Below are 26025 nucleotides of genomic sequence, written 5' to 3' on the forward strand. Positions count from 1 at the left end.
GACTGGAGTTCAGACGTGTGCTCTTCCGATCTCCTCGAGGTCCAGTAGGTCCAGTCGCACCGGTAGCGCCCGTGTTACCTCGAGGTCCAGTAGGTCCAGTCGCACCGGTAGCGCCCGTGTTACCTCGAGGTCCAGTAGGTCCAGTCGCACCGGTAGCGCCCGTGTTACCTCGAGGTCCAGTAGGACCAGTAGGTCCAGTAGGCCCTCTGCCGAACGAAGCCGAATTAACTAGAGTAGTTTGTAACTCTGCAATTAATTTAAGGAGTTCTTGGAGTGTACAATGATCGATTCGGAATAACTTTGTGATGTAAAGTAAATAATTAATTAAAATTTGGAGTTCAACAAATACAGCACTTGCTATGAAGGTTGGGTTTCTTAATATAGTTATTAAGTTTTTTATAATAGCTAATCCTTGCGCTTTCAGGGAGGAAGTAGCGTCTAGCGAACAAATAAATTTACTTAGTAGGTTCAATGTATCAATTAAATCTTCAATGTTTTGGGGAGATGGATTTGCGAAAAGTTTTGGGATTATTTTTGTTAAGTCGATAATGATTGCGCGAAACGTTCTAAGTTGTGCCTTAGTAACTGGGATTGATGGGGTATTTGGGATTCGTCCGGCGCTACTTGGAAAGCATGGTTTGGAGAATTTGTTTTGACTGTCGTCATAACGAGACATTAAATCTCTCCTTTCTAATGAGAATGTAAATGAAACTCATCATAGTAGATGCAAAAATTAGTTAAATGGTCATAGTAAAATCGTTTGTTTGAAGAAAAAATAGAAAAAACGCCTCATGATAAGGCGTTTTTTCTATTTTCTGCGTATTGATAATATCGTTTTAGTGAAATTTTTGATTTGAACCCAACTAGTTTTATAATTTCTGACTCCGGAGTTTCTTTTTTTATTAAGTTTAAAATATAGGTGTTACGAAAGTGTTGTCCTGATATTCCTTTGCGTAAATTAGCTCTAGATACCTCAAGGCGAATCATTTTTTGGATAGCGATTTCTGTTAATCCCTTTGGTGCATCATTTTCGTATACCCATCTGTATGTTCCGCGATTAAAATCAAATGCGATAAATAATGGATCATTACTATGGTATTTTGGACGAACGGGTTCAGGGATACTTTTGTAATAAGTATATAGTTGTTTTTTGTCTTCGCTGGTTAATGTAATTGTTCTTTCTACCCCTGCGGTTGCTGGGATAGATAATGTGTTAGTTTCAAAGTGGACGTGATTCATAGTTAATGCTGTAAGTTCCTGTAAGGATAATCCATAGTCAATTAATAAGTTTAAAATAGCGATATTACGATCCATCAATAAAGGGCGCACAGGACGTTGTTTTTCTGAAAGTCCTTCTAATGAAGTGACTATATGTTTTAATCTTTTTTCTTCATCAGATGAAATGAAATCTTCATTGCGAAGTGTGCGATCTGGTTGAATAGAAATTTCCATGTTCTTTAATGGGTTAGGGATGTTTAGAAAGTGATGCATTCTATTCAATACAATAAATACACGGTGCATCGTTTTCTCTGAGTAATGTCGATTCTTTTTTAAGTCGGAAAAGTAATCTTCGTAGTCTTTTGTACAAAGTGTAGCCCATATATTACTGGAAGGGAGCTTTTTGTTTTTTTCTAACCAATGTCCGAAATCTTCAATGTCATAAACGTAACGTTTAATGGTTGAAGGTTTTCGGCCTTTATTCAATAAAAAAATAGAAAAGGCTTGTATTGTATCATGGAATTCCGTTGTCTCCATAGTCCCACCACCTTCATTATTTCTTATATTATAGCAAACTTTTCTGAAAATAGTCATTTGTAAGGGAGGCAGGAATAATAATATTTGGTGAGTGGATAAAATGAGGTGATTGTATGGAACAATCGATGCGAAAGAAAAATAATAATCAAATTAACATTGTGTTAAATCATCGAAAGAAAATTTCTTTACCGCCCGCAGAAAATAAAACAGTAATTTCAAATGAAACTACTACGAAACATGAGATGCTGCAAAGAATTGAAGAAGAGATGGGGAAGCTCGTTGGGATGGATGATATAAAAAAGATAATAAAAGAAATATATGCTTGGATTTATGTCAATAAAAAAAGACAAGAAATAGGGTTGAAGTCTGAGAAGCAAGTACTCCATATGTTGTTTAAAGGGAATCCAGGTACAGGGAAGACAACTGTTGCTAGAATGATAGGGAAATTATTGTTTGAGATGAATATTCTATCAAAAGGGCACTTAGTTGAAGCTGAACGTGCGGATCTTGTAGGAGAGTACATCGGTCATACAGCTCAAAAAACAAGGGATTTAATAAAAAAAGCAATGGGAGGTATTTTGTTTATTGATGAGGCGTATTCATTAGCCCGAGGGGGAGAAAAAGATTTTGGGAAAGAGGCAATTGATACGCTCGTAAAACATATGGAAGATAAACAACACGGTTTTGTATTGATTTTAGCTGGATATTCAAGAGAGATGAATCACTTTCTTTCATTAAATCCAGGACTACAATCCCGTTTTCCGTTTATAATTGAATTTGCGGATTACTCAGTAAATCAGCTGTTAGAAATTGGGAAGAGGATGTATGAAGAGCGTGAATACCAGTTATCGAAAGAGGCTGAATGGAAATTTAGAGATCATTTACATGCTGTAAAGTACTCGTCGCAAATTACATCGTTTAGTAATGGACGATATGTACGGAATATAGTTGAAAAATCGATTCGTACACAGGCTATGCGGCTGTTACAAGAGGATACGTATGATAAATATGATTTAATAGGGATATCAAGTAGCGATTTGATGCTTGAAGAGGAGACGCACAGTACGTAAACTGTGCGTCTGTTTTTTCTGTATAAGTGCTTTTACTATTTTTTTGCTTTTTCTTGATAAGATTTATGGAATCGTTCCATTTTAGCGCTTTTTTCGTGTGCAGAATTAGGATCGTGTCCAATTTGACCTACTGAGCTTTTTTGAGCACCTTTATTCACATGGTTTGTCATTTGTATTCACCTCGCTTTGAGAATTAGTATAAACATTATGTAGGGAAAAACTCATTAGAAAAGAAAAACCCCTTTACCATATGTAAAGAGGTTGGATTGCTATTTGTGCATTGAACGTTCGTTTGTGTCGATGCGCCTATGCGGTAAGTGCCATTTGTAATGAATAGAAACCATGCGGAAGCAAACAATTAAAATGAATAAGGTGTATAGAGCCCAATCGCTAACAATAATTTGAGCGCCAATTAAGAAACCTGCTAAAATCGTCCAAAAAGCATATACATCAGCTCGAAGAACGAGAGGTTTTCTGCGGGCTAAAAGATCGCGGATGATACCACCGCCAATGCCAGTTAAAACAGCTGCTACGATTGTGGCGCTAATTGGTAAATTTAATTTCTGAGCATATAGTGCTCCTTGTACGGCAAATGCTGATAAGCCGATAGCATCAGTGATATTTTCCCACTTTTTCCAGTGTCTAATTAATTTATTTGGAAAAAGAAAAATAATTGTCATTGATAAAAGTGCGATTTGGAATAACATGTCTTGTTGCCAAAACGCGACAATCGGATAACCGATTAATAAATTACGAAGGGCACCTCCCCCAAATGCGGTTGCCATTCCTAAAATATACACCCCGAAAATATCATAATCCTCTTCCATTGCAACAATGGCTCCGCTTAGCGCGAAAGCAATTGTGCCTATGATGCTAAAAATCTCCCATGCCATGAATTCTCTCCCCCGCTAACTAGATGAAATGTGCTTCCTCTGCTATTATATTAGAAGGTTTAAATTTCGAAAAGGATGAGTGAACATATTTGATGGAAGAAAAAGAAAAAGTCATATTAGTGGGCTGTCAATTGCCGCAAGATGATGATGAAAAATTTATGCATTCCATGAAAGAACTTGCATCACTAGCGAAGACTGCACGAGCAGAATTGTTAGTGTCTACAACACAAAAACGACCGAAGTTTCATCCGGCGACTTATATAGGTAAAGGTAAATTAGAAGAGCTTACAATGTTAACTGAAGAATTAGCACCGGATGTTATCGTATTTAATAACGAATTAACGCCGAGTCAAATTCGGAATTTATCCTCAGTATTAGATGCGAGGGTAATTGATCGAACGCAACTTATATTAGATATTTTTGCGCAACGTGCGAAGTCGAGGGAAGGTAAGCTTCAAGTAGAATTAGCTCAGTTGCAATATACAATGCCACGTCTTATGGGACAAGGATTGTCTTTATCACGTCTTGGTGGTGGTATTGGAACGAGAGGGCCGGGTGAGACGAAACTTGAGACGGATCGTCGTCATATTCGATCGCGCATTGATGAAATAAAGAAGCAACTTGCAGTTGTTGTGGAACATCGAAAAAGATATCGTGAAAGAAGAAAAGATAATAAAGTATTTCAAGTTTCATTAATAGGGTATACGAATGCGGGGAAATCTACACTGTTTAATAGATTAACGGAAGCTGATACGTTTGAAGAAAACTTGTTGTTTGCAACGTTAGACCCGACGACAAGGAAGATGCCGTTACCTTCTGGATATACAGTATTACTAACTGATACAGTTGGTTTTATACAAGATTTACCTACGTCATTAATTGCTGCTTTTCGTTCGACATTAGAAGAAGCTGGTGAAGCAGACGTTATTTTACATGTAGTTGATTCTGCAGATCCGAATTATGTAGGGCATGAGAAAACAGTAAAACAATTATTGTCAGAACTTGAAATTAATCATATTCCTATTATTACGTTATATAATAAAAAAGATGAATTACATCAAAACTTTATTCCGTTTCCGAAAAGTGATTTCTTAATGACTAGTGCTTTTGAAGAAAAAGATCTATTACATATAAAAGAAGCAATAGAAACGAAAATGAAGGAAGAAATGAATCGTTATCAAGTGGAAATTCCTCCGAGTGAAGGTAAGTTGTTAACGCTATTAAAGACGGAGACACTATTAACAAAGATGGAGTTTTTGGAAGATAAATTTGTATATGATTGCGCAGGGTATATTTTTGCTCATTCATCGCTTAATGTGCAATTAAAGAGATTTTTAGTGGAAGAAGGAGAAAATAAAAATGTTTGATCGTTTGAAAAATGGAGAAAAAATTGCTCCAATCGTAAAAGAAGTAGAAAGCCAAATTACAGAAGTACATAAACGTGCGGATGAAGTGATTGAAAGTAATCAGTTTCGTGTATTAGAAAGTTTTCGTAAACATAAAATTAGTGATTCGCACTTTATTCCAACGACAGGTTACGGTTATGATGATATTGGTCGTGATACGTTAGAAAAAGTGTATGCGGATGTATTTGGAGCGGAAGCAGGTCTTGTTCGTCCTCAAATTATTTCAGGTACGCACGCTATTTCTACAGCGTTATTCGGTATTTTACGTCCAGGAGATGAGTTATTGTACATCACTGGCAAGCCGTATGATACGTTAGAAGAAATCGTTGGTGTACGCGGAAAAGGTGTAGGTTCATTTAAAGAATATAATATTGGTTATAATGCAGTTCCGCTTACCGAAGAGGGGCTTGTTGATTTTGGAGCTGTTGCGGCTGCAATTCAAAGTAATACGAAAATGATCGGTATTCAGCGCTCAAAAGGTTATGCTACTCGTCCGTCGTTTACTATTTCTCAAATTAAAGAGATGATAGCGTTTGTTAAAGAAATTAAACCGGATGTTGTTGTGTTTGTAGATAACTGTTATGGCGAGTTTATTGAAGAGCAAGAGCCGTGTCATGTTGGTGCAGATTTAATGGCAGGTTCGCTTATTAAAAACCCAGGTGGTGGAATTGTTAAAACTGGTGGCTATATTGTTGGTAAAGAACAGTATGTTGAAGCGTGTGCATATCGTTTGACATCTCCAGGAATCGGTGCGGAAGCAGGTGCATCTTTATACAGTCTGCAAGAAATGTATCAAGGTTTCTTCTTAGCGCCGCATGTAGCGGGACAAGCACTAAAAGGTGCGATTTTTACAGCTGCATTTTTAGAAAAATTAGGAATGAATACATCACCAGCATGGAATGCACCAAGAACAGATTTAATTCAGTCTGTTCAATTTGATGATAAAGATCGTATGATTGCGTTTTGCCAAGCAATTCAATATGCATCTCCAATTAATTCTCACTTCACTCCATATGCCAACTATATGCCGGGTTATGAAGATGATGTCATTATGGCTGCGGGAACGTTTATTCAAGGTGCGAGTATTGAATTGTCGGCCGATGGTCCAATTCGTCCGCCTTATGTTGCTTACGTGCAAGGTGGGTTAACTTATTCACATGTGAAGATTGCGATTTGTTCTGCAATTGATGCATTAATTGAAAAGGAATTATTAACAATTTCTTAAAGGGAAGCTGTCGATTTCGACAGCTTTTTTCGCGTGAAAGTAATGATTTGTTTCATTAGAAAAAAAGAATGAAAAAATTTATAAAAAAATCATGTAAGAAAAGCTAACATCTATTGACACTAAACATAACATGGTATAGAATGAGAAGCAGTTAAGGCGAAGGAGGAACTGAAACAATGAAAGAAGATAGACGTTCTGCTCCGCTGTTTCCTATTGGTATTGTTATGGATTTAACACAATTATCTGCACGTCAAATTCGCTACTATGAAGAGCATAATCTTGTTTCTCCAACCCGTACAAAGGGGAATCGTAGATTATTTTCATTTAACGATGTAGATAAGTTGTTAGAGATTAAAGATTTATTAGATCAAGGCTTGAATATGGCTGGTATTAAACAAGTGTTACTAATGAAAGAAAATCAAACAGAAGCAGTGAAAGTAAAAGAAGAAACGAAAGAAATTTCAAAAACTGAGCTTCGCAAAATACTTCGAGACGAACTACAACATACAGGTAGATTTAATCGAACTTCATTGCGACAAGGTGATATTTCAAGGTTTTTTCACTAAAGAGAACTGATTCTGAAGGTGTTTAGAGGGACTAAGGAGGAATTTATAATGGCTAGGTACACAAAAGAAGATATTTTCCGTTTGGCGGAAGAAGAGAATGTAAAGTATGTCCGTTTACAATTTACAGACCTTTTAGGAGTAATTAAAAACGTAGAGATTCCAGTGAGACAATTAACGAAAGCTCTTGACAACAAAATGATGTTTGATGGATCTTCGATTGAAGGTTTCGTACGTATTGAAGAATCTGATATGTATTTATATCCTGACTTAGACACTTGGGTAATTTTCCCATGGACTGCCGAAAAAGGTAAAGTTGCTCGTCTAATTTGTGACATTTACAATGCGGATGGCACTCCATTTGATGGAGACCCACGTAACAATTTAAAACGTGTGTTAAAAGAAATGGAAGCTTTAGGATTCTCAGATTTCAATCTTGGACCAGAGCCGGAATTCTTCCTATTTAAAGTAGATGAAAAAGGAAATCCAACATTAGAATTAAACGATAACGGTGGATACTTCGACCTTGCGCCGATGGATCTAGGGGAAAACTGTCGTCGTGATATCGTTCTTGAACTAGAAGAGATGGGCTTTGAAATTGAAGCGTCTCACCATGAAGTTGCACCAGGTCAACACGAAATTGACTTTAAATATGCAAGTGCAATTCGCTCATGTGATGACATTCAAACATTCAAACTTGTTGTAAAAACAATTGCTCGTAAACACGGTTTACACGCAACATTTATGCCGAAACCATTATACGGTGTGAACGGTTCAGGTATGCACTGTAACTTATCACTATTTAAAAATGGTGAGAACGTATTCTTCGATCAAAATGGTGACTTACAATTAAGTGATGATGCTCGTCACTTCATCGCAGGTATTTTAAAACACGCACCAGCATTTACAGCGGTAGCAAATCCAACTGTAAACTCTTACAAGCGTTTAGTACCTGGATACGAAGCTCCTTGTTACGTAGCATGGTCTGCACAAAACCGTAGCCCATTAGTACGTATCCCTGCATCTCGTGGTATTAGTACACGCGTAGAAGTACGTAGTGTTGACCCAGCTGCAAACCCATATTTAGTAATGGCTACATTATTAGCAGCAGGTCTTGACGGAATTAAAAACAAATTAACTCCACCAGCTGCAGTAGACCGTAACATCTATGTAATGACAAAAGAAGAGCGTGAAGAAGCAGGTATCGTTGACTTACCAGCAACATTAGCGCAAGCATTAGTTACATTACAATCTAACGAAGTAGTATGTGGTGCACTAGGTGAGCATTTACTTGAGCACTTCATCGAAGCGAAAGAGATTGAGTGGGATATCTTTAGAACGCAAGTTCACCAATGGGAACGCGATCAATATATGTCTCTATACTAAGAGGCTTGAACCCTTGATACAATTGGTATCAAGGGTTTTTTATTTCCCTCTTATTATAATTTTATGTGGTTGCAAAATGAAAAACAGCCACAAATTAATAACAAGTAGTGATATCACAGAAAAACATTATCAGATAAACGTAAGTTTTATATGATTTGTGAAATAAAAAAGCCTTGATACTACGGTATCAGGGCTTTTTTAAGTGAAGTTATTGGATATATTAACTACTAGATAATGGATTGTTTTTGATTTTCTTGAATCATTTTACTAAGAAAATTTTTTCAAAAGAATCGATCTTATTTTTTTTATAAAATTACTTGTGCTATAAATTAATAATTCTTTACTGCCTGTACGACGCGACCGATGATTTTTACGTCCTCATCTGCAAGGTTATAAGTTTGTGGCTCATGAATCGGATCATTACTCAATGGTATTAACGTAATGATGTTTCCAGATTTTGAAATCTTTTTCACGGTAGCATCATAACCATTGACTTTTATAACGGCAATTTGTCCGTTTTCAACATAAGGAGTTTCCTCTACTAAAACATAAGAACCATCGGGGAATTCGAGATTCATGCTAGTGCCTTTTACAGTAAGATAAAAATACTTTTTACGTTTGTTTAAAAATGTGCTTAGCATCGGTAAATAGCCTTCGATATTTTCTTCAGCGAATATAGGTGTGCCAGCTGCTACAGAACCAATGATAGGAATATGAATAATGTTTGATTGGTCTTTTTGGATGGTTTCATAAATAGAAACTTCTTCTTTAACAGTATTGTCCTCTTGAGTTGCGAGCCCTTCTAAATCATCAGTAGTGATTCCTAATCCCTTACAAACTTTTATTACATTATCAACAGATGCTTTACCAATCCCTCTTGATAACATGGATTGCAGTGTTGTGGGAGGGAGTCCTATTTTTTCGGCGAAGGCTCTTTTGCTATAGCCAGCTTCCTTTATTAAGCGTGTTACAACCTCTGCTTTTTTCATTACTTTCACCATCTTTCTTATTAAAATGTATACGATATTGCGTATTTCTGTATATATCATAACCTAACCGAATTTGTTAGTAAATAGAAAAATATACGAAATTGAGTATTTTAATACGTTTTTTTGTTGACTTAATACGAAATTGAGTTTATATTTAAATGGAAATGAACGCAATATCGTACAAAGGGTAGGTGGTGAGTCGATGTATCCGAATTTGCGTGCAGAGATGGCGAGAAAAAGAATTATGATTACACAAATTTCTTCGCATCTGAAACTTCGCCACGCAACAGTGAGCGACAAAATAAATGGTAAATTTCGTTTTTATTATGATGAAGCTTTTGAAATTAAGAAAACTTTTTTTCCAGAACATAATTTGGAATATCTTTTTGAATTTGAAGAAAACGAAGCGAATTGAAATCTGAGGAGATTTGCTTAAAATGTAATGCGATAACCGAATTATTGAACAATGACTGAAGGAAAGGGTTCATATAAAAGTATCTAATTTAAATTTCAATAATTGGTTAATCTGTAAAAAAAGCAAGTAACGAATTATACGTAGTGCGAAATTATCTCAATGCAATAAAGATAGTCCAAAATTAGTAGTGAGGAGGGGATGAGGATGGGGCAATTAACTAACTCATCAGTACATAGTTCATTAGTATTTGCAGTTAATGGCGAAGTAGTGACGGATAGTTTGGTAATTGCGAAGATATTCAAAAAAGATCACTTTGACGTTTTGAAGGAAATTCGAAAACAAATTGTATATGCAGGTGAAGAGTTTGGCGGAGAAAATTTTCACGAATCCACTTATATGAATTTAAAGAACAAGCGAATGCCTAAATATGATTTAACAGAAGAAGCATTCACGTTACTTGCTATGGGGTATACGACTAGAGAAGCGGTTCGAATGAAAATTGAAATTATTAAAGAGTTCAAACGAATGAAGCAGTATTTACAAAATCAACAAAAGGTGCCAAAGGATCCAATGGGAGTTTTAAAGTTAACATTTGCTGCGTTAGAAGGGCATAGCCAGGAGATACAAGAGATTAAGTCTGAGGTGAAGGGATTGCGAGAAAATGCGCGGCTTTATGCTATCGAGTGTGACGAAATAACAAGGGCTGTAAAAAGGTTAGGTGTGATTTTGTTGGGAGGTAAAAATTCAAATTCTTATCAGGATATCGGCCTTAGAAGGAAGTTATATAGAGATATTTATAGTCAATTACATCGAGAATTTGGTGTGAATAGTTATAAAGCTATTAAACGTCATCATTTGGATAGAGCGATACAAATGATTAATGAAGAATATTCAATTCCAACTGTTTTAAATGAAGAAATTATAGTTAAAAACTCACAAATAAATATGGCAGCCATTCAGTAGGAGGAAGAAACGTGCAAAGAAAGATTTTAGTCATTACTAGCAGTTTAGCAGGATTACCAACTGTCAGTGAATTTAAAACAAAAGAAGATGCAAAAGAGCAGGTTAGAAAGCTTATTCAAAAAGGAATGAGTCAAAGTGTGATTCGTATAACACAAGAAATTCCTATGAATATCGAAATTCAAGTGGATGTTGAATTTGAAGAATAAGAACGATTTAGGAGAAAAGAATGTCACAAGCGATGTAAATGCGTTTGCTGAAAGCTTTGAATGGATGTACAAAAAAGAATCCGTTACAGCGGATTCTATAAGAAAAAAATCTCTAGGTAAGTATAACATTGAATACCGTTTTTGAGAATTTATGGGGTGGCTAGTATGGGGATTATTCGAGTGAAAAAAGATAGTAATTATTCTGTTATAAATAATACTGGTTTAAAAGATGAAAGGTTGTCATGGAAAGCGAAAGGAATCTTAGCCTATGCGCTTACATTACCAGATGATTGGACTTTTCATATTAGTGAATTAGCTCGACATGCTAAGGATGGAGAAGATTCGCTCCGTACAGGTTTTAAGGAATTAAAAGAATTAGGTTATGTAAAACGTTATCCTGTTCGTGATGGGAATACGAAAAAAATTACAAGGTGGGATACGGAAATTTACGAAACACCACAAAAGGCAATACCACAAGTGGAAAACCAAGATATGGTAAAGCCATATGAGGAAAATCAGACACTACTAAATACTAATAGACTAACTACTAATAAACGAAATACTAATATACAAAATACTAATCATTATGATGATATGGATAAATTAGACTCTCGTGTATCCATCAATGAGAGGGTTAAAGTAAGTTGCAACTTTATTAAGGGGATGGGCATTCCGTTAAGTGAAATTGCAATTGCGGAGTTGGGGGATTTTTGTAATTTGTTTAGTAGTGAGTTAATTCAGCATGCAATTAATAAAGCTGTTGATGAGAATGCACCAAGATGGAACTACATTAAGGCTATATTGAGGAATTGGAAGGAGCAAGAAGTTAAAACGTTGGCTGATGTGGCCACACTAGACAGACGTTTCGAAATAAGCAAGAAAAAGAAATATAATGGGGCAGGTAGGAAGTGTTCAAATAGAAAAGAGATTGTACCCGATTGGTTATATAAAGATGATGAATCAACAAATCTAGAAGAGGAAAGAAAAACTGTGCAGTCTATTGATGAAGAGCGTGAGAGATTACAAGAAGTGTTAAATAAATATAGGTCATAAGAAAAAAATGCTAGATGATTTTTTCGCTTTAAAATATATTATTTTAATAAAAAGATAATATATTTATATTTTCAAAGATTCCCGATGCATAGTGAACATTATTATAAAGATATTGGTGAATGTTTGAATCAAGTATGAACAATTTATATTTTCAGTTTATTTCTTAATATTCTATGGGGACTGTTAGAAATTTTTTCAATAGGATTCAGGAGTTAATTATAATATTGGAATTCTAAAGGTGTAATGAACTTATCAATAGAGGATAAAAAATGTTAGGAAATGGTTGTGTTTATAATAATGAAAGGTAGTTTACAAGTAATGATGATTGAAAAAGCTAATAAGCATATTCATTCTATTAAATTAGTATTATGCGGATTTGTAAAAAAGGAAGTAGGTGAATCATCAAGTGTTTGAATGGCTCAAAGATTATAAGAAGTTAGAAGAAGACATTGCTTATTTAGAATACAACTTAGATAAATCAAAAGCTGAATTGAAGCGTTGGATTAGTGGTGATTTGCAAAATGTACGATTAACCGCTGAATCGGAAGGGGCTAAGGTAGAAGGGCGGATTGAAGCAATTGAATATGAATTAGCTTATAAGATGAATGAAGAGTATGATTTAAAGCTTTTGATTAATAAGTTTACAGGATTGGATCATCAAATACTTAAAATGAAATATATTGATGGAATGACTTTAGAACAAATAGCGTTTGAATTACATTATAGTACAGGCTATATCCGCCGAAAACATGCTGAAATAAGAAAGATTTTCAAGTTTTTAGATGGGTTTTAATGTTACCTTTTTGTAGGATACATGCAGTGTACAGAAAGTATTGAAAAAGTGATTTATAGTAGTAATATAAGATCTCGACGAAAGGGCAACTATTTTTACGGTTGCTCTTTTTGTTGTGAAAGAAGGTGAGAAACATGAATTGATTTTATAGATTAATGAGTATTTGGCTTCCAGTTATATTTAGTAAAGTAGTAGTTTTAAAGGCGAAAATAATAGAAAAATAAGGAGATGTTTAATGATGAGTTTATTAGCTGCTTCAGTCAAAACAAAGAATCTGCCACAACAGGTGTTACGTTGGCAATCAATGGTAGAAAGTGAATGTTCTGCACAAGGTGTGTCAGAGTTAGTTCCTTACGTGCTTGGAGTTATTATGGTGGAAAGTGGAGGGAATTCGGAAGCAACACCTGATATTATGCAGTCAAGTGAATCGCAAGGATGGGCAATGAATACAATTAAAAATCCTAAAGATTCAATTTATTACGGAGTGAAGCATTTAAAGGGTGCTTTTGATGATGCAAAGAAAAATGGTATTACAGATTTAAGTGCTATTGTTCAATCGTATAATTTTGGACGAGCTTATCTTCGTTGGTTAGCTTCTAATAGTAAACAACATTCATTACCAGTGGCAGATTTGTATTCTAAAACCGTTGTTGCGCCATCACTTGGAAATAAAACTGGTGCTATGGTTAAGTATAGTCACCCTATCGCTGTTGCCTACAATGGTGGCTATCGATATAAAAATGGGGGGAATTTCTTCTACTCTGAAATTGTTAAGCAATATGTTGATTTTGATGGAGGAACTGGTGGCGGTGGTGACAATAAACCGGTACAACCAAAAGGTGTTGGAATTGCTACGTCTAAATATCCAGAAGGTGCTGGTATCAATTTATATATTAGTGGTGATAAAGATGCTCATGCCACTGGTCGAATAATCGATACCAAGACTCCATATTTAATTATAGATGCTGCTTGGTATGGTGGTAATGAAAATAGGTTGTGCTTAGGTTGGCAGGCATGGGTGAAGCAAGAGCACTTCGATGTACAATGGTTCTATGCTTATTCAAAATATCCGGCAGGTTATGGTATTAACACATATAATGGACCAAATGGTGAATGGACTGGTAATGTGGATGGATCTGTTGCTTATGAAATTTATGCAAGAAAAGATGGTTATATTGCTATTGGACCAAACGCATGGGTGAAAGAAGAACATTTTAATGTAAGGTAACAACGGAGGATTTCTCATTCTTTTGATTATACTCATGTAATCAAAAGAATGAGAATCTAATATTGAAAATCTATAATACGTCGAAATGATAATGATTATAGACAATGAACTAAGGCACTCATTTAAGTGTCTTTTTATATTACGTAAAAATAGAAAGGAAGATTAATATGGCAAAATTTATTTATCCAACAGATACAACAAGAGTAACAAGTGGTTTTAGAGGGAGTAGAGCAGATCATCATGGGATAGACCTTGCTGAATCGGGTTATCATCCAATTTATGCAGCGGCTAGTGGGCGAGTTAGTCGTTCTTATGTTTCATCTAGTTATGGTGAGTGTATTATGATTGTGCATACTATTGATGGAGCTACATGGGAAACTGTATATGCTCACATGCGTAGTGGTTCTCGAACGGTTAAAGAAGGTGATTATGTTACGCAAGGACAAACCATTGGAGTTATGGGGAGCACGGGACAAGTTACTGGTCAGCATCTACATTTTGAATTGCATAAAGGATCTTGGAACATTAATAAGAGCAATGCTGTGAATCCATTAGACTACCTGGGAAAAGGTGATGGTGGTGGCACAACTGATCCTTCCGAAAATAAACCGGTACAACCAAAAGGTGTTGGAATTGCTACGTCTAAATATCCAGAAGGTGCTGGTATCAATTTATATATTAGTGGTGATAAAGATGCTCATGCCACTGGCCGAATAATCGATACCAAGACTCCATATTTAATTATAGATGCTGCTTGGTATGGTGGTAATGAAAATAGGTTGTGTTTAGGTTGGCAGGCATGGGTGAAGCAAGAGCACTTCGATGTACAATGGTTCTATGCTTACTCAAAATATCCGGCAGGTTATGGTATTAACACATATAATGGACCAAATGGTGAATGGACTGGTAATGTGGATGGATCTGTTGCTTATGAAATTTATGCAAGAAAAGATGGTTATATCGCTATTGGACCGAACGCATGGGTGCAAGAAGAACATTTTAATGTTCGATGAGAATAAAAAGCCACTCTCCGAGTGGCTTTTTATTTTTAATCAAGTAAGAAATGGGAAAGAGGTGGAAAAATGGATGGTTTACAAGAGGTGCAAAGTAATGTTCAGGAAATAAGGCAAGATATTAAGGATATACGATTAGAGATTAGAAGTTTAGAAATGCGGACGACAGGTAATGAAAAGGACATTATTAATATTAATAAGCAATTAGACAAAATCAGTGCTAATACAACTTGGATCCTACGCCTTATTATTGGTGGACTAATTGGAGCGGCTCTTACCTTCTTTTTGAAAGGAGGAGGTATGTAATGTTTGAAATTACGGTAATGATTGGTGTTGTTGTAGGATTATCACAAATTGCAAAAACAGTTGGGATGCAAACAAAATATGTTCCGTTACTAAATTTAACGCTTGGCATAATGCTAGGCGTTTTATTTTTGTCTCAAGATATCAAAACAAATATATTTCAAGGAATCATTATTGGACTGTCAGCAAGTGGATTATTTGACCACACAAAAATTATAAAAAAGGATGCCGATGTAAAATGAAAAAGAAATGGAAACATATTTCATCTATAGTTGTCGCTATGATTTTAGTATTATCAATTGGAACAAACGTATTTGCTGATAGGGTTTTGATTATTCCTGATTTACCAAAACAATCATATCGTAATGGAGTTGGCGCTTATGAAGGTGTTGTAGCACATTCTACAGCTACCCCAAATATCCAAAAATATGAGTCTCGTACATGGCGTTCAGCGTTTGTTCACTATGCAGTTGACTGGAATGAAAAGATTCAAATTGCATCTACTAAATATCGTGCATGGGGTGCAGGTCCAGCAGCGAATGCTAGATTTGTTTATGTTGAATTGTGTGAAACAAGTGATCCGATGAAATTTAAACGTTCTTAAGAACGATATGTAGAGTTGATTAGGGAAATCTTACGTGAACGAAATATTCATCCTTCAAAAGGGTTGTGGACACATAAGGATATTACTTATAAATTAGGTGGCACAGACCATGAAGACCCACTTGATTATCTTCGTAGTCATGGTGTATCAGAGGCGAAATTCCGAGCAGACGTGTTAAAGGCTTATAACGGGAACTCTGTTACAGTGGATGCAAAACCACAGAAACCAAATGAAATACCTGGCACAGTACAGGTGAATGGTGTTGCGTATATTGAGGGATACAATGTAAATCTTCGTTTTGGACCATCAACAGATAATAGTGTTATTCGTAAACTACAAAAAGGAGAGGCTTATAAAGTATGGGGTAAATTAGGAAACTGGTTAAATCTTGGTGGTAACCAATGGATTTATTATGACTCCTCATACATCCGTTACAATGGGACGGATGCTTCTAATATAACTGGTAAAAGGGTTATTTCTAAAGTGGACAATTTACGTTTCTATGATTCTCCGTCTTGGCAGGATAAAGATGTTGCTGGAGTAGTAGATATGGGTTTAGGGTTTGTTATTGAGACAAAAGTAATTGTGAATGGTTCATATCAATACAAAGTACACAACAGTAAAGGCAAAACATACTATGTAACTACTAATCCTGCCTATGTGTATGTGAGATGAAAATTATAAAAGCAGAACCCTCATAAGGTTCTGTTTTTATTTTTTGTAATTAATTTCCTTTAGCTAGTTAGTGTAAACCCCCATATAGGCTTTTTTCTTCAATTACCTCAACATCGTTTAAGTTTACAGACATTTCGTATTCTGATTTGTTAACATTTTTCATATCTAATTCATCTGATTCTGATTTGTAGGTCGTTCCGATAATGACTGAGTCGGCGCTCCCATCTCCAGCAGTAATACCAAATTTTCGACCTTATAAAGTAAACAATAGAAAAGAGGGAAATATACTATGTTACGACAAATGAAGCTTTTGTGTATGTAAAGTAGAAAAAAGTAAAAGACCACCTGTAAAGGGTGGTCGAAAACCGTTCTTACTATTTATTTTTTAATGCTCTTTTGAAGAGTTCGACTATTTGCTCTAGCCATTCTATAGGGGTAAGGTTTAAAGCAGGAAAATAAATTTCGGCATTATATTTAATGAATTCTTCTTTTTCATGAACAGTTAAATCACTTTGTAGGAATGATGTAATGTCTTCAATAGTATTTTCTAAACATATATTAGTAACTTCATTGATAAATTCGTTTATGGCGAATTCGATTGATTCAATATCTTGATGGAAAGTTCCTCCTAAAAAATCACCTAATTCTTCATATTGTATGTATTTATCTTTCATATAAACTCTCCTCTATCTTTCTGGATATCCTGTAATAATAAAACTACCATCTCTGTCTTTTTTTAAAACAATTCTTGCATTTGTTACTTCTGAGATAATTTCTGATCCTCTAGGAACATGCCTACCAGTAATATCTGTACCTTGGTATCTTAAGGGTAAGGTTGGCTTGCTGTCAGGGTTATTTAACCATCTGTTTATTTTTTCCGTATTTTGCGGGTTGCTTAAAACTTCATTTGCTATTTTTTCAGCCGTAGCTCTATCGGCAAAGGTGGACGCACCTGTTATTGTAGAATTACTTTCTAATCTTTGCAATAGTTCTTCATCTGTTTTTCCTATATGTCTTTCTATTAAATGTCCACCTCTAGCCTCGTGTGCAGCTAGGCCCCCTCCAGGGGCAAGTGAACTACTATCACCAGGTTTCACAGTAGTAGTATTTTCACCTTTAGCAAACTGGTAGGTTGAAAGTTTTTCTTCGGCTTGTCTAAAAGTAGCACTATCAAATGCAGATGTAACACTATTACCGCCTGCGAAAGCCAAATTATCGCCTTTATTAAATAATTGTCCAGCTTTTGAGATGCCTTGAGAGAATTTAGCACCTTGTGCTAGCTTTGCAGCCTTACTGACCCCTTTATCTCCAAGAAGACCTAATCCAATTTGTGTTAAAGCATACGATCCCCATCTTGCACGTGTTTCTGCATCCCCATTTATAACATCTTTATTATAAGAGTCGGATAACGCATCCCACATAGCAGGTAAAGCTTCATCTAAATGGGTGACAGTGTAGCCCATGCCTTTCCAAGTTTCCCAGTCACCTAATGCTTTTATACCGTCGATTGTATCTCCAACAGCATCTCCCGCACCATCTACTATACCATCCCATACTTTTCCTAAGAAAGATTTTTCAGGTGCTTTACTAGACTTAGTTGTTTTTTGGGATGTTACATCTTCACTATCTGCAACGCGGAATTTTTCAGCAATTCTCTTTAATTCTTCTTCGACATGCACAAGTGCATTGATAGCTGTGAATGCGGATGGTCTGGCATTGTTAAACATTTGAACGAAGTTTTGATTCGATGCACCTGTCCATTGAAAACACATGTAATCAATTTGATTGCATAAATTATTATGTATGGATTCTAATGCATGCTTAGTATCATTAGCCCGTTTTGCAACTTGTTCTAATTCTTCAGGTGTAATTTTTATTTGAACCATTTTCTTCCTCACGCTCCCGATTAAAATTATGAGGCAAGAAGAAAAAAATGTAAATATAGAAAATTCGTATTACTGTATTAAGAGGCATTTAAGAGGATAATTTTAATCATATGAATAAATTTAAAGCCCACTCTCTTGAGTCGGCTTTTTGCTACGATATTTAAAATTTACTTTTAGATAATGCCTTTAATATAGGATTAATGATTTTACTTAATAAACGAAATCCCCTAAATATAGATTGAACAACCTTCAAACTAGTTCCCTCCCTTAAATTAAGCTAATTATACCAAATTCTTTTAATACAGATTGAAATAATGTAAACGTATTAAAAAATAAGTAGTAAAAAAACCCTTCTCGAATGAGAGGGCTTTGCTATTTTATAAATCAAATTGAACTTGTTGACCATCAGTAATCGTATCATACGACTTTTGCTGGTATGTTGAACTTGTAATGAATTTGACATTAGTAATATCTTTTGGATCTCCATTGAAGAATAAACCTAGGACACGTTCTTGTTTAACTTTTCCAAAGTATTCAAAGGAAGTGTTTTTTTCAGTAATGAAATTGCGATTTGCTTCTAACTGTTCACCATTATTTAGTACTACCTTATCAAAATTAAGGAAGTTAATATTTTCATCTGAGGTATTTTCCACTGTGTAAATAACTTGAATATAATTTAGTTTTCCATCGTTAGTAGGTGTTGCTTGATAAACTTCTTTAGCCGCAGTTAACATTTGTTCTGGAAGGTCAGATAGTTCAAACAGCTTGATGTTTTGAACAGTCATTTTCATTGGAGCTACATCAATAGTTTGATTAATTTCTTTAATTTTCATTAGCTCAATAACTCCGCCTTGAGCATTGTATTTTTGCTTTTCTCCAACTTTAGTTAATAATGTTTTTTCGTTAGTTTTCGAATTGCTTTCTTTAATACCTTTTTGGTTTGAGGCAGTAGGTGCACTCTTTTCTTCTGTTTTTTCTTCTGAGCCACAAGCCACAAGTGCTAGGGAGAAAAATACAGAGACAAGTAATAATAGATACTTTTTCAAATTAGTTCCTCCTAAAATATATTGCGATATTAAGTATAACAGATATATGTTGGTTTCATAGGATAAAATTAGATTTACAGGAAAAATATTCTTAAATATAGTTGACTCAAGTCAACTTATGGTGTATAATAAGAGTATAAAGAACAGGAGGTGAACAAATTGGATTGGATTGGATTGGATAATAATCTTAGGTGCTATAGCTACAACAGCAACGGTTTTCTCTCAAGTAACCGCAGGTGTTAAAAACATCGTAGATACATACTACAAGGTGAAAGAGGAAAAACAAAAGAGTCGCCCCGACCAAGGAAACGACTCAGAATAAGCACACAGGGGAGGGAAACCTCCCTTGCATTTAAGATTATATCACATTCCATATTATTATGAAAAAATTTATCTGGACGAATCTACCTGTAGTCATTGTTTTAGGGTTCATTTTATCAATTCTTGATTATGATAATTTAAACGCTTGGGGTTATATCTGTATCATTGGTACCATACTAGCGATAATTTTAATGGTAATAAATATGATTATTTTATGTATCAAGGAGAAAAAGAATGTATAAATTTGAAACTAAAGAAGAATTAATGCGCTTTATTCAAGAGGAAATTGTAAACACTTCAGAGGCTCTAGAAATTTTAGGTTGTTCACGTCAAAATTTAAATGTAATGGTACAGAAAGAGAAAGTGAAGCCAATCAAAGAAATGGTACGAGATCGACTATATTTTAAAGAAGATATTCTGGAAAACAAAAAGCAAATGAAAAGAAAAGCCGATTCTAATTAAAGATTCGGCTTTTCTTATTGTTAAGATGTTTAGAATTTACTTTTAGACAATGTTTTTAATATAGGATTTATGATTTTACTTAATAAACGAAATTCGTTAAATATAGATTTTATAACCTTCATATTATCGTCCACTTAAACTAAATAAATCATATCAAGGATGTAAACATTGTATTTTCAAAGTGAATGGTGTTGTTATAACTAAAACTAGACTGAATAATCTGATATTTTTTTATCAATAAATAGTAATTGTTATGATATACGATTTGATAGGGTGATTTGTTATAATATTTAGATAATACTCTTAGAAAAGGGGGATTTATATGGAGACAAAAATTTCTATTACTAGCAAGGGTTATGAACTATTAGAAGAATGGTATCATGAAATGCTTGCTCAGCATATAGAGAAGGCAAGTATTTTAAAAATTGAAGCAGATAATATATTTAATAAGGTTAAAGAAAATACAGACTCTTTTATTTATTACTCTCTGTTAAGATTCAGGTATCAAATGTTAAAGGGGAATTTTGAAAAAGGGCTAGAAGGGCTAGAATACATAAAAGGTATGCCAGATGGTTTACTAAAATATTACTATCACTTCTTTAAATTTATTTATGCAACAGAAGTTGGTAACTACAATAGTGCAGAAAAACATCTTGAATCTGCAAGTGATTTATTAGATATGATGTCCGATGAAAAAGAAAAAGCAGAGTACAATTATCGTGTTGCGCTATATAAATATTATATTTCACAACCTACTTTAGCTATTAATTATGCTACAAAGGCTCTCGATTATTTTTCAAGCCATGAAGGCTATGAGACTAAAAAAGGAGCGTGTGAAAATACATTAGGTATGGCTTGTATTACTTTAGAACAATTTGAATTAGCAGAGGAATATCTAATTTCTGCTTTAAATATGTTTCAAAAACTTGATGAACAATCGCTAGTTTTAAAAGTTCGTAGTAATTTAGGAGTACTGTATGCCGAACAAAATTTATCAGATTCAGCTATACGTCATTTAGAAGAAGTATATAAAGCGTGTCAACATACAAAATTGCATTATCAAAGAAGGGTATTATTCCTATTAGCTCGGGAACATATTAAATTAAAACAGCATAATAATGCAACTTTTTATATTAAAGAGGGTTTGAAGGATTGTAATCAAGAATATAGTTATCACTTAAATATTTTGGAGTGTATAAATAATAATGAATCTATAGAGAAGTTAGAGGAAATTGTAAATGAATCACTTTCGTATTTTAAAGAACAAGAATTGTGGAAAGACATTCAAATTTATACCGAACTACTAGCAGGGAAATGGTATAATGTGGGTGCAAAGGAAAAGGCGTGTGAGTATTATCATTTAGGTCATGAAGCGAGAACTTTATTAAAAGAAAAGGGGCGTTTAAAATGAAAAAGATTAAAATTACATTAATGGGTTTAATCGGTATTGCAGTATTATCGTTTGGTTTAAATAGTCCTAGTATTGAAAAAAGTGCAGCACCTACACTGAAACAAGAAAATATTATTTCATATTCAGAACATGGTACAGGAATTTAATAAATAAGAAAATTACCCCCATCAGTTATTAAAGAAATAAATAATTACTAAGCAGTAAAATAGAAAAATAAACAAAGCAAGATGATGACAACATCTTGCTTTGTTCAATTGTGAAAAAATATTGAACTTTAACGGATTTTTGAGAGGTTATTTTAAATAGGAAAGAACAGATAAAAAAATGAAACAAGCCTAAGCTATTTAGGTTTGTTTCATTTTGTGGGGGCACCCACAATCTCACCCACAATTCACCCACAAAATTAAAAAAAGTGATGAATCAGTATGAAACATCACTTTTGTAAAACCTTGATAGATCAACGTTTTTGGCGCAATCTAAAACTTGATGAATTTAGAGGATATATTTAGAACGCAAGTTCACCAATGGGAACGCGATCAATATATGTCTCTATACTAAGAGCTAAAAGGCCTTGATACTACGGTATCAGGGCTTTTTTTATTTGTAGAAAACATAGAGGTTAGTGAAATGCCTGAAAAAAGTGCTCGCAAAATGCCTGGAAAAATCAGGGGGATTATTTAAAAAGCGCGCTAGCTATGAATATAAATGTGAAAATTGTAATAGTATGCTGTGCTCAGTGTGTCATGATGCGGATGTATGTAATGCTAAAATTAAGTATTGGAACATACAGTACCTTGCAATAAATAGTACTAAGTGGTATATTATGGATAAGAAAGGTACCGTGTATTGAACAGTACTGAAATGAGAAAGGGGGACTATCCTTGAACGTTCAGTTTAAAAAAGGTGTGTTAGAACTGTGTGTTTTGGCACTTGTGAAACGTAAGGATTGCTACGGTTATGAACTTGTTCAGCAAATCTCAAATAAATTTTTAATATCGGAAGGGTCAGTGTACCCTTTATTACGTCGTTTAACGAAAGAAGGATATTTTCAAACATATTTAAAAGAATCTACGGAGGGGCCGCCTCGTAAATATTATCAACTAACTGAGCAAGGGGAAACGCAACTGAATTTGTTAGTAACAGAGTGGCGTGATTTTGCAAAAGGCGTACAAGAAATTATTGAAGGGGTGGAATGGGATGAGTAAAGAACAGTTTCTTAAAGAATTATCAAGTCATCTTAGAAATTTACCGGACGAAGAGCGGAAAGATATTTTATTTGATTATGAAGAGCATTTTCAGTTTGGGATAGAAGAGGGGAAAACTGAATCGGAAATAATAAAGGGGCTTGGCTCTCCGAAAGTAATTGCAAAAGAATTACTTGCGATGTATCGCTTCGATGAAATGAAAAAAGACCCATCAACTTCAAATGTGACAAGAGCTGTCATGGCAGCGATTGGACTTAGTTTATTTAATTTTATTATTGTGTTAGGCCCGTTAGTTGCAATTATCGCTTTTATATCTTCCTTTTGGGTCGGTGGAATTGCTAGTGTAGTAACACCATTTTTCGTTATTGGAAAAGTATTTATGGGTACTTTTATATGGTTGGATTTATTCGTTAGTATAACGTTTGTTGGCGTAGGTTTGTTGTTATGTATTATCGCTTATTATAGTACGAAGTGGTTTAAAAGGCTATGCGTACGTTATGTAATATGGAACTTCAAAATGATAAAAGGGGAGTAGATGATGAAAAAAATATTGTTAGTAGCAATCGCTTGTATCATTATTGGAGTAATTGGGATTTCACAAACATATAAAAAAGCAGTACAAACTGCAGAAAAAGGAAACAAAGAAGATATAATCAAAAACGAAACACTAAAAAATATAGAAGTTAAGTTAGATGCTGGGGATATTGTTGTCCAAAAATCGCCTGACTCTTCTTTTTATGTAAAGCAATCAGGAGATACACGTAAACAAGAGGTTCGTATTGCTGAAGATGGTGACACATTAAAAATCATTGGGGAAAGAGAAAAAGGTGCTTCATTTGATTTTTCCTTTTACGATTTTAGGTTTCAAACGTCTACATTGACTCTCCTTGTGCCTGAACGCTCTTACCAAGATGTAAAAGTAAATTCATCTGCTGGACAAATCGAAATAAGTGATGTGAAAAGTGACCGTGTAAGTGTTGAGACACTTGCTGGTGAAGTGGATTTGAAACGTGTAACGGCTAAGAATGTGGAGGGATCTACAAAAGCTGGTGAGCTGAACTTTAAAAAAGTAATAGGGAAAGTGACTGCAAAAACGACCAGTGGGGAAATAAATATTCTAGATCATGATTCTAAGTATAATCTAGAAGCAAGTTCAACTGCGGGAGATGTAGATATTGTTTTATCGGAAAAACCACAAGATGCTGTAATCACCGGGCAAAGTGCTGCGGGAGATGTAACAATTTTTAATGAAGAAAATAAAAACGTAACAATTGGTAATGGGAGTACAAAGATTAGCGGTAAAACTGCTGCGGGAGATGTGACGATTGAAACGCGTTCATAAGAAATAGAATGTATGAAAATCTATCAAAATACAAAAAGAAGATAATTACCGTATATAAATAAGGTAATTATCTTCTTTTATATTCTTAATGTAAATCACGATATACGCCAATTACTTTACCGATAACTGACACTTGTTTTAAAATGATAGGTTCTAATGAAGAGTTTTCCGGTTGTAGACGGAAATGGTCTTTTTCTTTATAGAAACGTTTAACAGTTGCCTCGTTATCTTCTGTTAAAGCGACTACAATTTCACCATTATATGCAGACTGTTGTTGGCGAACAACAACTAGATCTCCATCGAAAATACCAGCTTCAATCATACTATCTCCAGAAATGCGTAACATAAACACTTGATCTGCTCCAGCAACAATGCTAGCTGGAAGTGGGAAGTGATCTTCTACACTTTCAACTGCTGTAATTGGTAATCCAGCAGTAACTTTTCCGATGATTGGAACTTGAATAACAGATTGTGTTTCTGTATCCATTCGGTCATCACCTAAAATTTCGATTGCTCGTGGTTTTGTTGGATCGCGTCGAATGTATCCTTTTTCTTCTAATCTTGATAAATGTCCGTGCACTGTAGAACTAGAAGCGAGGCCGACTGCTTGACCGATTTCACGTACGGAAGGTGGATATCCTTTTTCTTGTACTTTTAGCTTAATAAAGTCGAGAATGTCTTGCTGGCGTTTCGTTAACTTTTCCATGTTTTCTAACACCTCGTTTTCTTTCATTTTTCTTATTAATAAGTATAACATGTGAAAAAACATTCTACAAACATAAGTTCGAACAAAAGGCGAATTTATGTTACACTGAAGGGAAATAATAGTGAGAAAGAGGGGTTCATAATGAATGCAATTATTTATGCACGTGTGAGTACAACAAAAGAAGCGCAAGAAACATCATTATTACGTCAAAAAGATGAATTATTGCATTTAGCGGAGCGCTATCAAATGAATGTTACTAAGGTGATTGAAGAGCAGGCTAGTGGTTATACAATTGAACGTGATGGAATATTAGAAGTGCTAGATACAATTCGAGACGAACAAATTGATGTGCTACTCATACAAGATGAAACGCGCCTTGGTAGGGGAAATGCAAAGATTGCATTAATGCACTGTTTACATAAAGAGGGAATAAAAGTATACACGCATACGCATAATGGAGAATTACAATTGTCGGATTCGGATTCGATGGTATTAGATATTATTGGTATTGTTGAAGAGTATCAAAGAAAGATTCATAATTTGAAAATTAAACGTGGTATGCAACGCGCGGTAGAAAAGGGCTATCGCCCAGAAAATAATTTAAAGAATCGTCATTTAAGCGTAGGACGAGAGAAGAAAGAAGTGCCGATTGAGGAAATTGTGCGTTTGCGCAAGAATGAACTTACTTTCGAAGAAATTGCAGCAACGCTTCGCGGCTTTGGTCATAATGTTTCAAAAGCGACGGTACATCGTAGATATGTAGAGTATACAAAGCAATTGCTTGATAAAGAAGAGTAACTATTGTATGATAATAATCAGTTTTGATTAGAAGGGGGATTCGAGATGCTTAGTCACGAACTCGTTGAACGCATTAACTTCTTAGCGAAAAAAGCAAAAGCTGAAGGTTTAACTGAAGAAGAACAACGTGAGCGTCAATCGCTACGTGAACAATATTTAAAAGGATTTCGTCAAAATATGTTAAACGAACTTAAAGGAATTAAAGTCGTTAACGAACAAGGTACTGATGTTACACCGGCGAAATTAAAAGCTTTAAAAGAGCAAGATAATGCAAAATTAAACTAAAAGATGGGCAAAGCCCATCTTTT

General features: G+C 34.8%; 33 protein-coding genes and 1 pseudogene. 25 read left to right on the forward strand and 9 right to left on the reverse strand.

All coding sequences use genetic code 11. The features are described from left to right. On the reverse strand, nt 1-676 hold a 676-nt coding region (locus tag ACYVEC_RS05190; protein ID WP_460505838.1), incomplete at its 3' end, for a collagen-like repeat preface domain-containing protein. Nucleotides 677-789: 113 nt separating this feature from the next. Further along, entirely contained in the window at nt 790-1755 is a 966-nt protein-coding gene (locus ACYVEC_RS05195; RefSeq protein ID WP_063221346.1) for a tyrosine-type recombinase/integrase, read from the reverse strand. 113 nt (nt 1756-1868) lie between these two features. Here ACYVEC_RS05195 and spoVK point away from each other — a divergent pair, with 113 nt between their 5' ends. After that, nucleotides 1869-2825, forward strand: a complete 957-nt coding sequence (spoVK, locus tag ACYVEC_RS05200) for a stage V sporulation protein K (RefSeq protein ID WP_063221347.1) — start codon at nt 1869-1871, stop codon at nt 2823-2825. Between the two features lie 35 nt (nt 2826-2860). On the opposite strand, the gene ACYVEC_RS05205 is transcribed toward spoVK, so the two are convergent. Beyond that, nucleotides 2861-2995 carry a hypothetical protein gene (locus ACYVEC_RS05205; RefSeq protein ID WP_000181496.1) on the reverse strand — a complete coding sequence of 45 codons (135 nt, stop codon included), beginning with the start codon at nt 2993-2995 and terminating at the stop codon, nt 2861-2863. A gap of 99 nt (nt 2996-3094) precedes the next feature. Then, nucleotides 3095-3718 (reverse strand): trimeric intracellular cation channel family protein, encoded by a 624-nt coding sequence (locus tag ACYVEC_RS05210; RefSeq protein WP_000312265.1) that lies wholly within the window; start codon nt 3716-3718, stop codon nt 3095-3097. 92 nt (nt 3719-3810) lie between these two features. On the opposite strand from ACYVEC_RS05210, the gene hflX reads away from it, so the two are divergent. The 4 genes from hflX (at nt 3811) to glnA (ending at nt 8298) form a co-directional block, all read left to right on the forward strand. Then, a complete protein-coding gene (gene hflX / locus ACYVEC_RS05215) occupies nt 3811-5085 on the forward strand; it encodes a GTPase HflX (RefSeq protein WP_048525537.1) in 1275 nt (424 codons plus the stop codon). Beyond that, nucleotides 5078-6349 (forward strand): methionine gamma-lyase family protein, encoded by a 1272-nt coding sequence (locus tag ACYVEC_RS05220; RefSeq protein WP_048525536.1) that lies wholly within the window; start codon nt 5078-5080, stop codon nt 6347-6349. The genes hflX and ACYVEC_RS05220 overlap by 8 nt, the downstream gene beginning before the upstream one ends. A gap of 176 nt (nt 6350-6525) precedes the next feature. Then, a complete protein-coding gene (glnR, locus tag ACYVEC_RS05225; RefSeq protein ID WP_000656783.1) occupies nt 6526-6915 on the forward strand; it encodes a transcriptional repressor GlnR in 390 nt (129 codons plus the stop codon). 48 nt (nt 6916-6963) lie between these two features. After that, nucleotides 6964-8298 (forward strand): type I glutamate--ammonia ligase, encoded by a 1335-nt coding sequence (glnA, locus tag ACYVEC_RS05230; protein ID WP_063221349.1) that lies wholly within the window; start codon nt 6964-6966, stop codon nt 8296-8298. A gap of 329 nt (nt 8299-8627) precedes the next feature. On the opposite strand, the gene ACYVEC_RS05235 is transcribed toward glnA, so the two are convergent. Then, nucleotides 8628-9287 carry a LexA family protein gene (locus tag ACYVEC_RS05235; RefSeq protein ID WP_063221350.1) on the reverse strand — a complete coding sequence of 220 codons (660 nt, stop codon included), beginning with the start codon at nt 9285-9287 and terminating at the stop codon, nt 8628-8630. 202 nt (nt 9288-9489) lie between these two features. On the opposite strand from ACYVEC_RS05235, the gene ACYVEC_RS05240 reads away from it, so the two are divergent. The 12 genes and pseudogenes from ACYVEC_RS05240 (at nt 9490) to ACYVEC_RS05295 (ending at nt 16540) form a co-directional block, all read left to right on the forward strand. Next, the gene (locus ACYVEC_RS05240; protein WP_000283430.1) at nt 9490-9702 is read left to right on the forward strand and encodes a hypothetical protein; all 213 of its coding nucleotides are present in this window, start codon (nt 9490-9492) and stop codon (nt 9700-9702) included. Nucleotides 9703-9906: 204 nt separating this feature from the next. Further along, on the forward strand, nt 9907-10665 hold the full coding sequence (locus ACYVEC_RS05245; protein ID WP_098557320.1) for an ORF6C domain-containing protein: 759 nt from the start codon (nt 9907-9909) through the stop codon (nt 10663-10665). Between the two features lie 11 nt (nt 10666-10676). Next, nucleotides 10677-10871: a hypothetical protein gene (locus ACYVEC_RS05250; RefSeq protein WP_063221352.1), complete on the forward strand. Its 195-nt coding sequence runs from the start codon at nt 10677-10679 to the stop codon at nt 10869-10871. After that, on the forward strand, nt 10861-11016 hold the full coding sequence (locus tag ACYVEC_RS05255) for a hypothetical protein (protein ID WP_180230832.1): 156 nt from the start codon (nt 10861-10863) through the stop codon (nt 11014-11016). The genes ACYVEC_RS05250 and ACYVEC_RS05255 overlap by 11 nt, the downstream gene beginning before the upstream one ends. Before the next feature lie 20 nt (nt 11017-11036). Next, nucleotides 11037-11924, forward strand: a complete 888-nt coding sequence (locus tag ACYVEC_RS05260; RefSeq protein ID WP_063221353.1) for a DnaD domain protein — start codon at nt 11037-11039, stop codon at nt 11922-11924. 285 nt (nt 11925-12209) lie between these two features. Next, complete coding sequence (locus ACYVEC_RS05265; RefSeq protein WP_257148981.1) at nt 12210-12338, forward strand: hypothetical protein; 129 nt, start codon at nt 12210-12212, stop codon at nt 12336-12338. Then, nucleotides 12331-12717: a DUF1492 domain-containing protein gene (locus ACYVEC_RS05270; protein WP_063221354.1), complete on the forward strand. Its 387-nt coding sequence runs from the start codon at nt 12331-12333 to the stop codon at nt 12715-12717. Before ACYVEC_RS05265 ends, ACYVEC_RS05270 begins: the two co-directional genes overlap by 8 nt. Before the next feature lie 238 nt (nt 12718-12955). Beyond that, entirely contained in the window at nt 12956-13945 is a 990-nt protein-coding gene (locus ACYVEC_RS05275) for a lysozyme family protein (protein WP_199678263.1), read from the forward strand. 167 nt (nt 13946-14112) lie between these two features. Continuing rightward, entirely contained in the window at nt 14113-14958 is an 846-nt protein-coding gene (locus tag ACYVEC_RS05280) for a M23 family metallopeptidase (RefSeq protein WP_275719112.1), read from the forward strand. A gap of 69 nt (nt 14959-15027) precedes the next feature. Then, entirely contained in the window at nt 15028-15264 is a 237-nt protein-coding gene (locus ACYVEC_RS05285; RefSeq protein WP_063221340.1) for a hemolysin XhlA family protein, read from the forward strand. Further along, on the forward strand, nt 15264-15503 hold the full coding sequence (locus ACYVEC_RS05290; protein WP_063221339.1) for a hypothetical protein: 240 nt from the start codon (nt 15264-15266) through the stop codon (nt 15501-15503). Before ACYVEC_RS05285 ends, ACYVEC_RS05290 begins: the two co-directional genes overlap by 1 nt. After that, nucleotides 15500-16540, forward strand: a pseudogene (locus ACYVEC_RS05295) (N-acetylmuramoyl-L-alanine amidase). Before ACYVEC_RS05290 ends, ACYVEC_RS05295 begins: the two are co-directional and overlap by 4 nt. A 374-nt stretch (nt 16541-16914) precedes the next feature. Here the strand turns inward: ACYVEC_RS05295 and ACYVEC_RS05300 are convergent. The 3 genes from ACYVEC_RS05300 to ACYVEC_RS05310 form a co-directional block, all read right to left on the reverse strand. Then, the gene (locus ACYVEC_RS05300) at nt 16915-17214 is read right to left on the reverse strand and encodes a contact-dependent growth inhibition system immunity protein (protein WP_063221338.1); all 300 of its coding nucleotides are present in this window, start codon (nt 17212-17214) and stop codon (nt 16915-16917) included. A 12-nt stretch (nt 17215-17226) separates the two neighbouring features. Continuing rightward, entirely contained in the window at nt 17227-18426 is a 1200-nt protein-coding gene (locus ACYVEC_RS05305) for a WXG100 family type VII secretion target (RefSeq protein ID WP_063221337.1), read from the reverse strand. 377 nt (nt 18427-18803) lie between these two features. After that, nucleotides 18804-19472, reverse strand: coding sequence for a hypothetical protein (locus ACYVEC_RS05310; protein ID WP_063221336.1), 669 nt, complete (start codon nt 19470-19472; stop codon nt 18804-18806). A gap of 555 nt (nt 19473-20027) precedes the next feature. Between ACYVEC_RS05310 and ACYVEC_RS05315 the strand changes: the two genes are divergently transcribed. From ACYVEC_RS05315 to ACYVEC_RS05340, 6 genes are all read left to right on the forward strand, one after another. After that, on the forward strand, nt 20028-20255 hold the full coding sequence (locus ACYVEC_RS05315; RefSeq protein WP_063221335.1) for a hypothetical protein: 228 nt from the start codon (nt 20028-20030) through the stop codon (nt 20253-20255). A gap of 322 nt (nt 20256-20577) precedes the next feature. Continuing rightward, nucleotides 20578-21666 carry a response regulator aspartate phosphatase gene (locus ACYVEC_RS05320; protein WP_063221334.1) on the forward strand — a complete coding sequence of 363 codons (1089 nt, stop codon included), beginning with the start codon at nt 20578-20580 and terminating at the stop codon, nt 21664-21666. Beyond that, nucleotides 21663-21812, forward strand: a complete 150-nt coding sequence (locus tag ACYVEC_RS05325) for a Phr family secreted Rap phosphatase inhibitor (protein ID WP_000721300.1) — start codon at nt 21663-21665, stop codon at nt 21810-21812. The genes ACYVEC_RS05320 and ACYVEC_RS05325 overlap by 4 nt, the downstream gene beginning before the upstream one ends. 735 nt (nt 21813-22547) lie before the next feature. Next, nucleotides 22548-22871 carry a PadR family transcriptional regulator gene (locus ACYVEC_RS05330; RefSeq protein ID WP_001102620.1) on the forward strand — a complete coding sequence of 108 codons (324 nt, stop codon included), beginning with the start codon at nt 22548-22550 and terminating at the stop codon, nt 22869-22871. Then, nucleotides 22864-23406: a DUF1700 domain-containing protein gene (locus tag ACYVEC_RS05335; RefSeq protein ID WP_063221332.1), complete on the forward strand. Its 543-nt coding sequence runs from the start codon at nt 22864-22866 to the stop codon at nt 23404-23406. The genes ACYVEC_RS05330 and ACYVEC_RS05335 overlap by 8 nt, the downstream gene beginning before the upstream one ends. Continuing rightward, nucleotides 23407-24213: a DUF4097 family beta strand repeat-containing protein gene (locus ACYVEC_RS05340; protein WP_063221331.1), complete on the forward strand. Its 807-nt coding sequence runs from the start codon at nt 23407-23409 to the stop codon at nt 24211-24213. Between the two features lie 85 nt (nt 24214-24298). Here ACYVEC_RS05340 and lexA read toward each other — a convergent pair whose 3' ends face one another. Then, complete coding sequence (gene lexA, locus ACYVEC_RS05345; protein WP_060631883.1) at nt 24299-24919, reverse strand: transcriptional repressor LexA; 621 nt, start codon at nt 24917-24919, stop codon at nt 24299-24301. A 141-nt stretch (nt 24920-25060) separates the two neighbouring features. Between lexA and ACYVEC_RS05350 the strand changes: the two genes are divergently transcribed. After that, a complete protein-coding gene (locus ACYVEC_RS05350; RefSeq protein WP_060631882.1) occupies nt 25061-25717 on the forward strand; it encodes a YneB family resolvase-like protein in 657 nt (218 codons plus the stop codon). A 45-nt stretch (nt 25718-25762) separates the two neighbouring features. Then, complete coding sequence (locus ACYVEC_RS05355; protein ID WP_063221330.1) at nt 25763-26002, forward strand: DUF896 domain-containing protein; 240 nt, start codon at nt 25763-25765, stop codon at nt 26000-26002. The last annotated feature ends 23 nt before the right edge of the window (nt 26003-26025 follow it).

The organism is Bacillus sp. MN7755 (assembly GCF_054771475.1).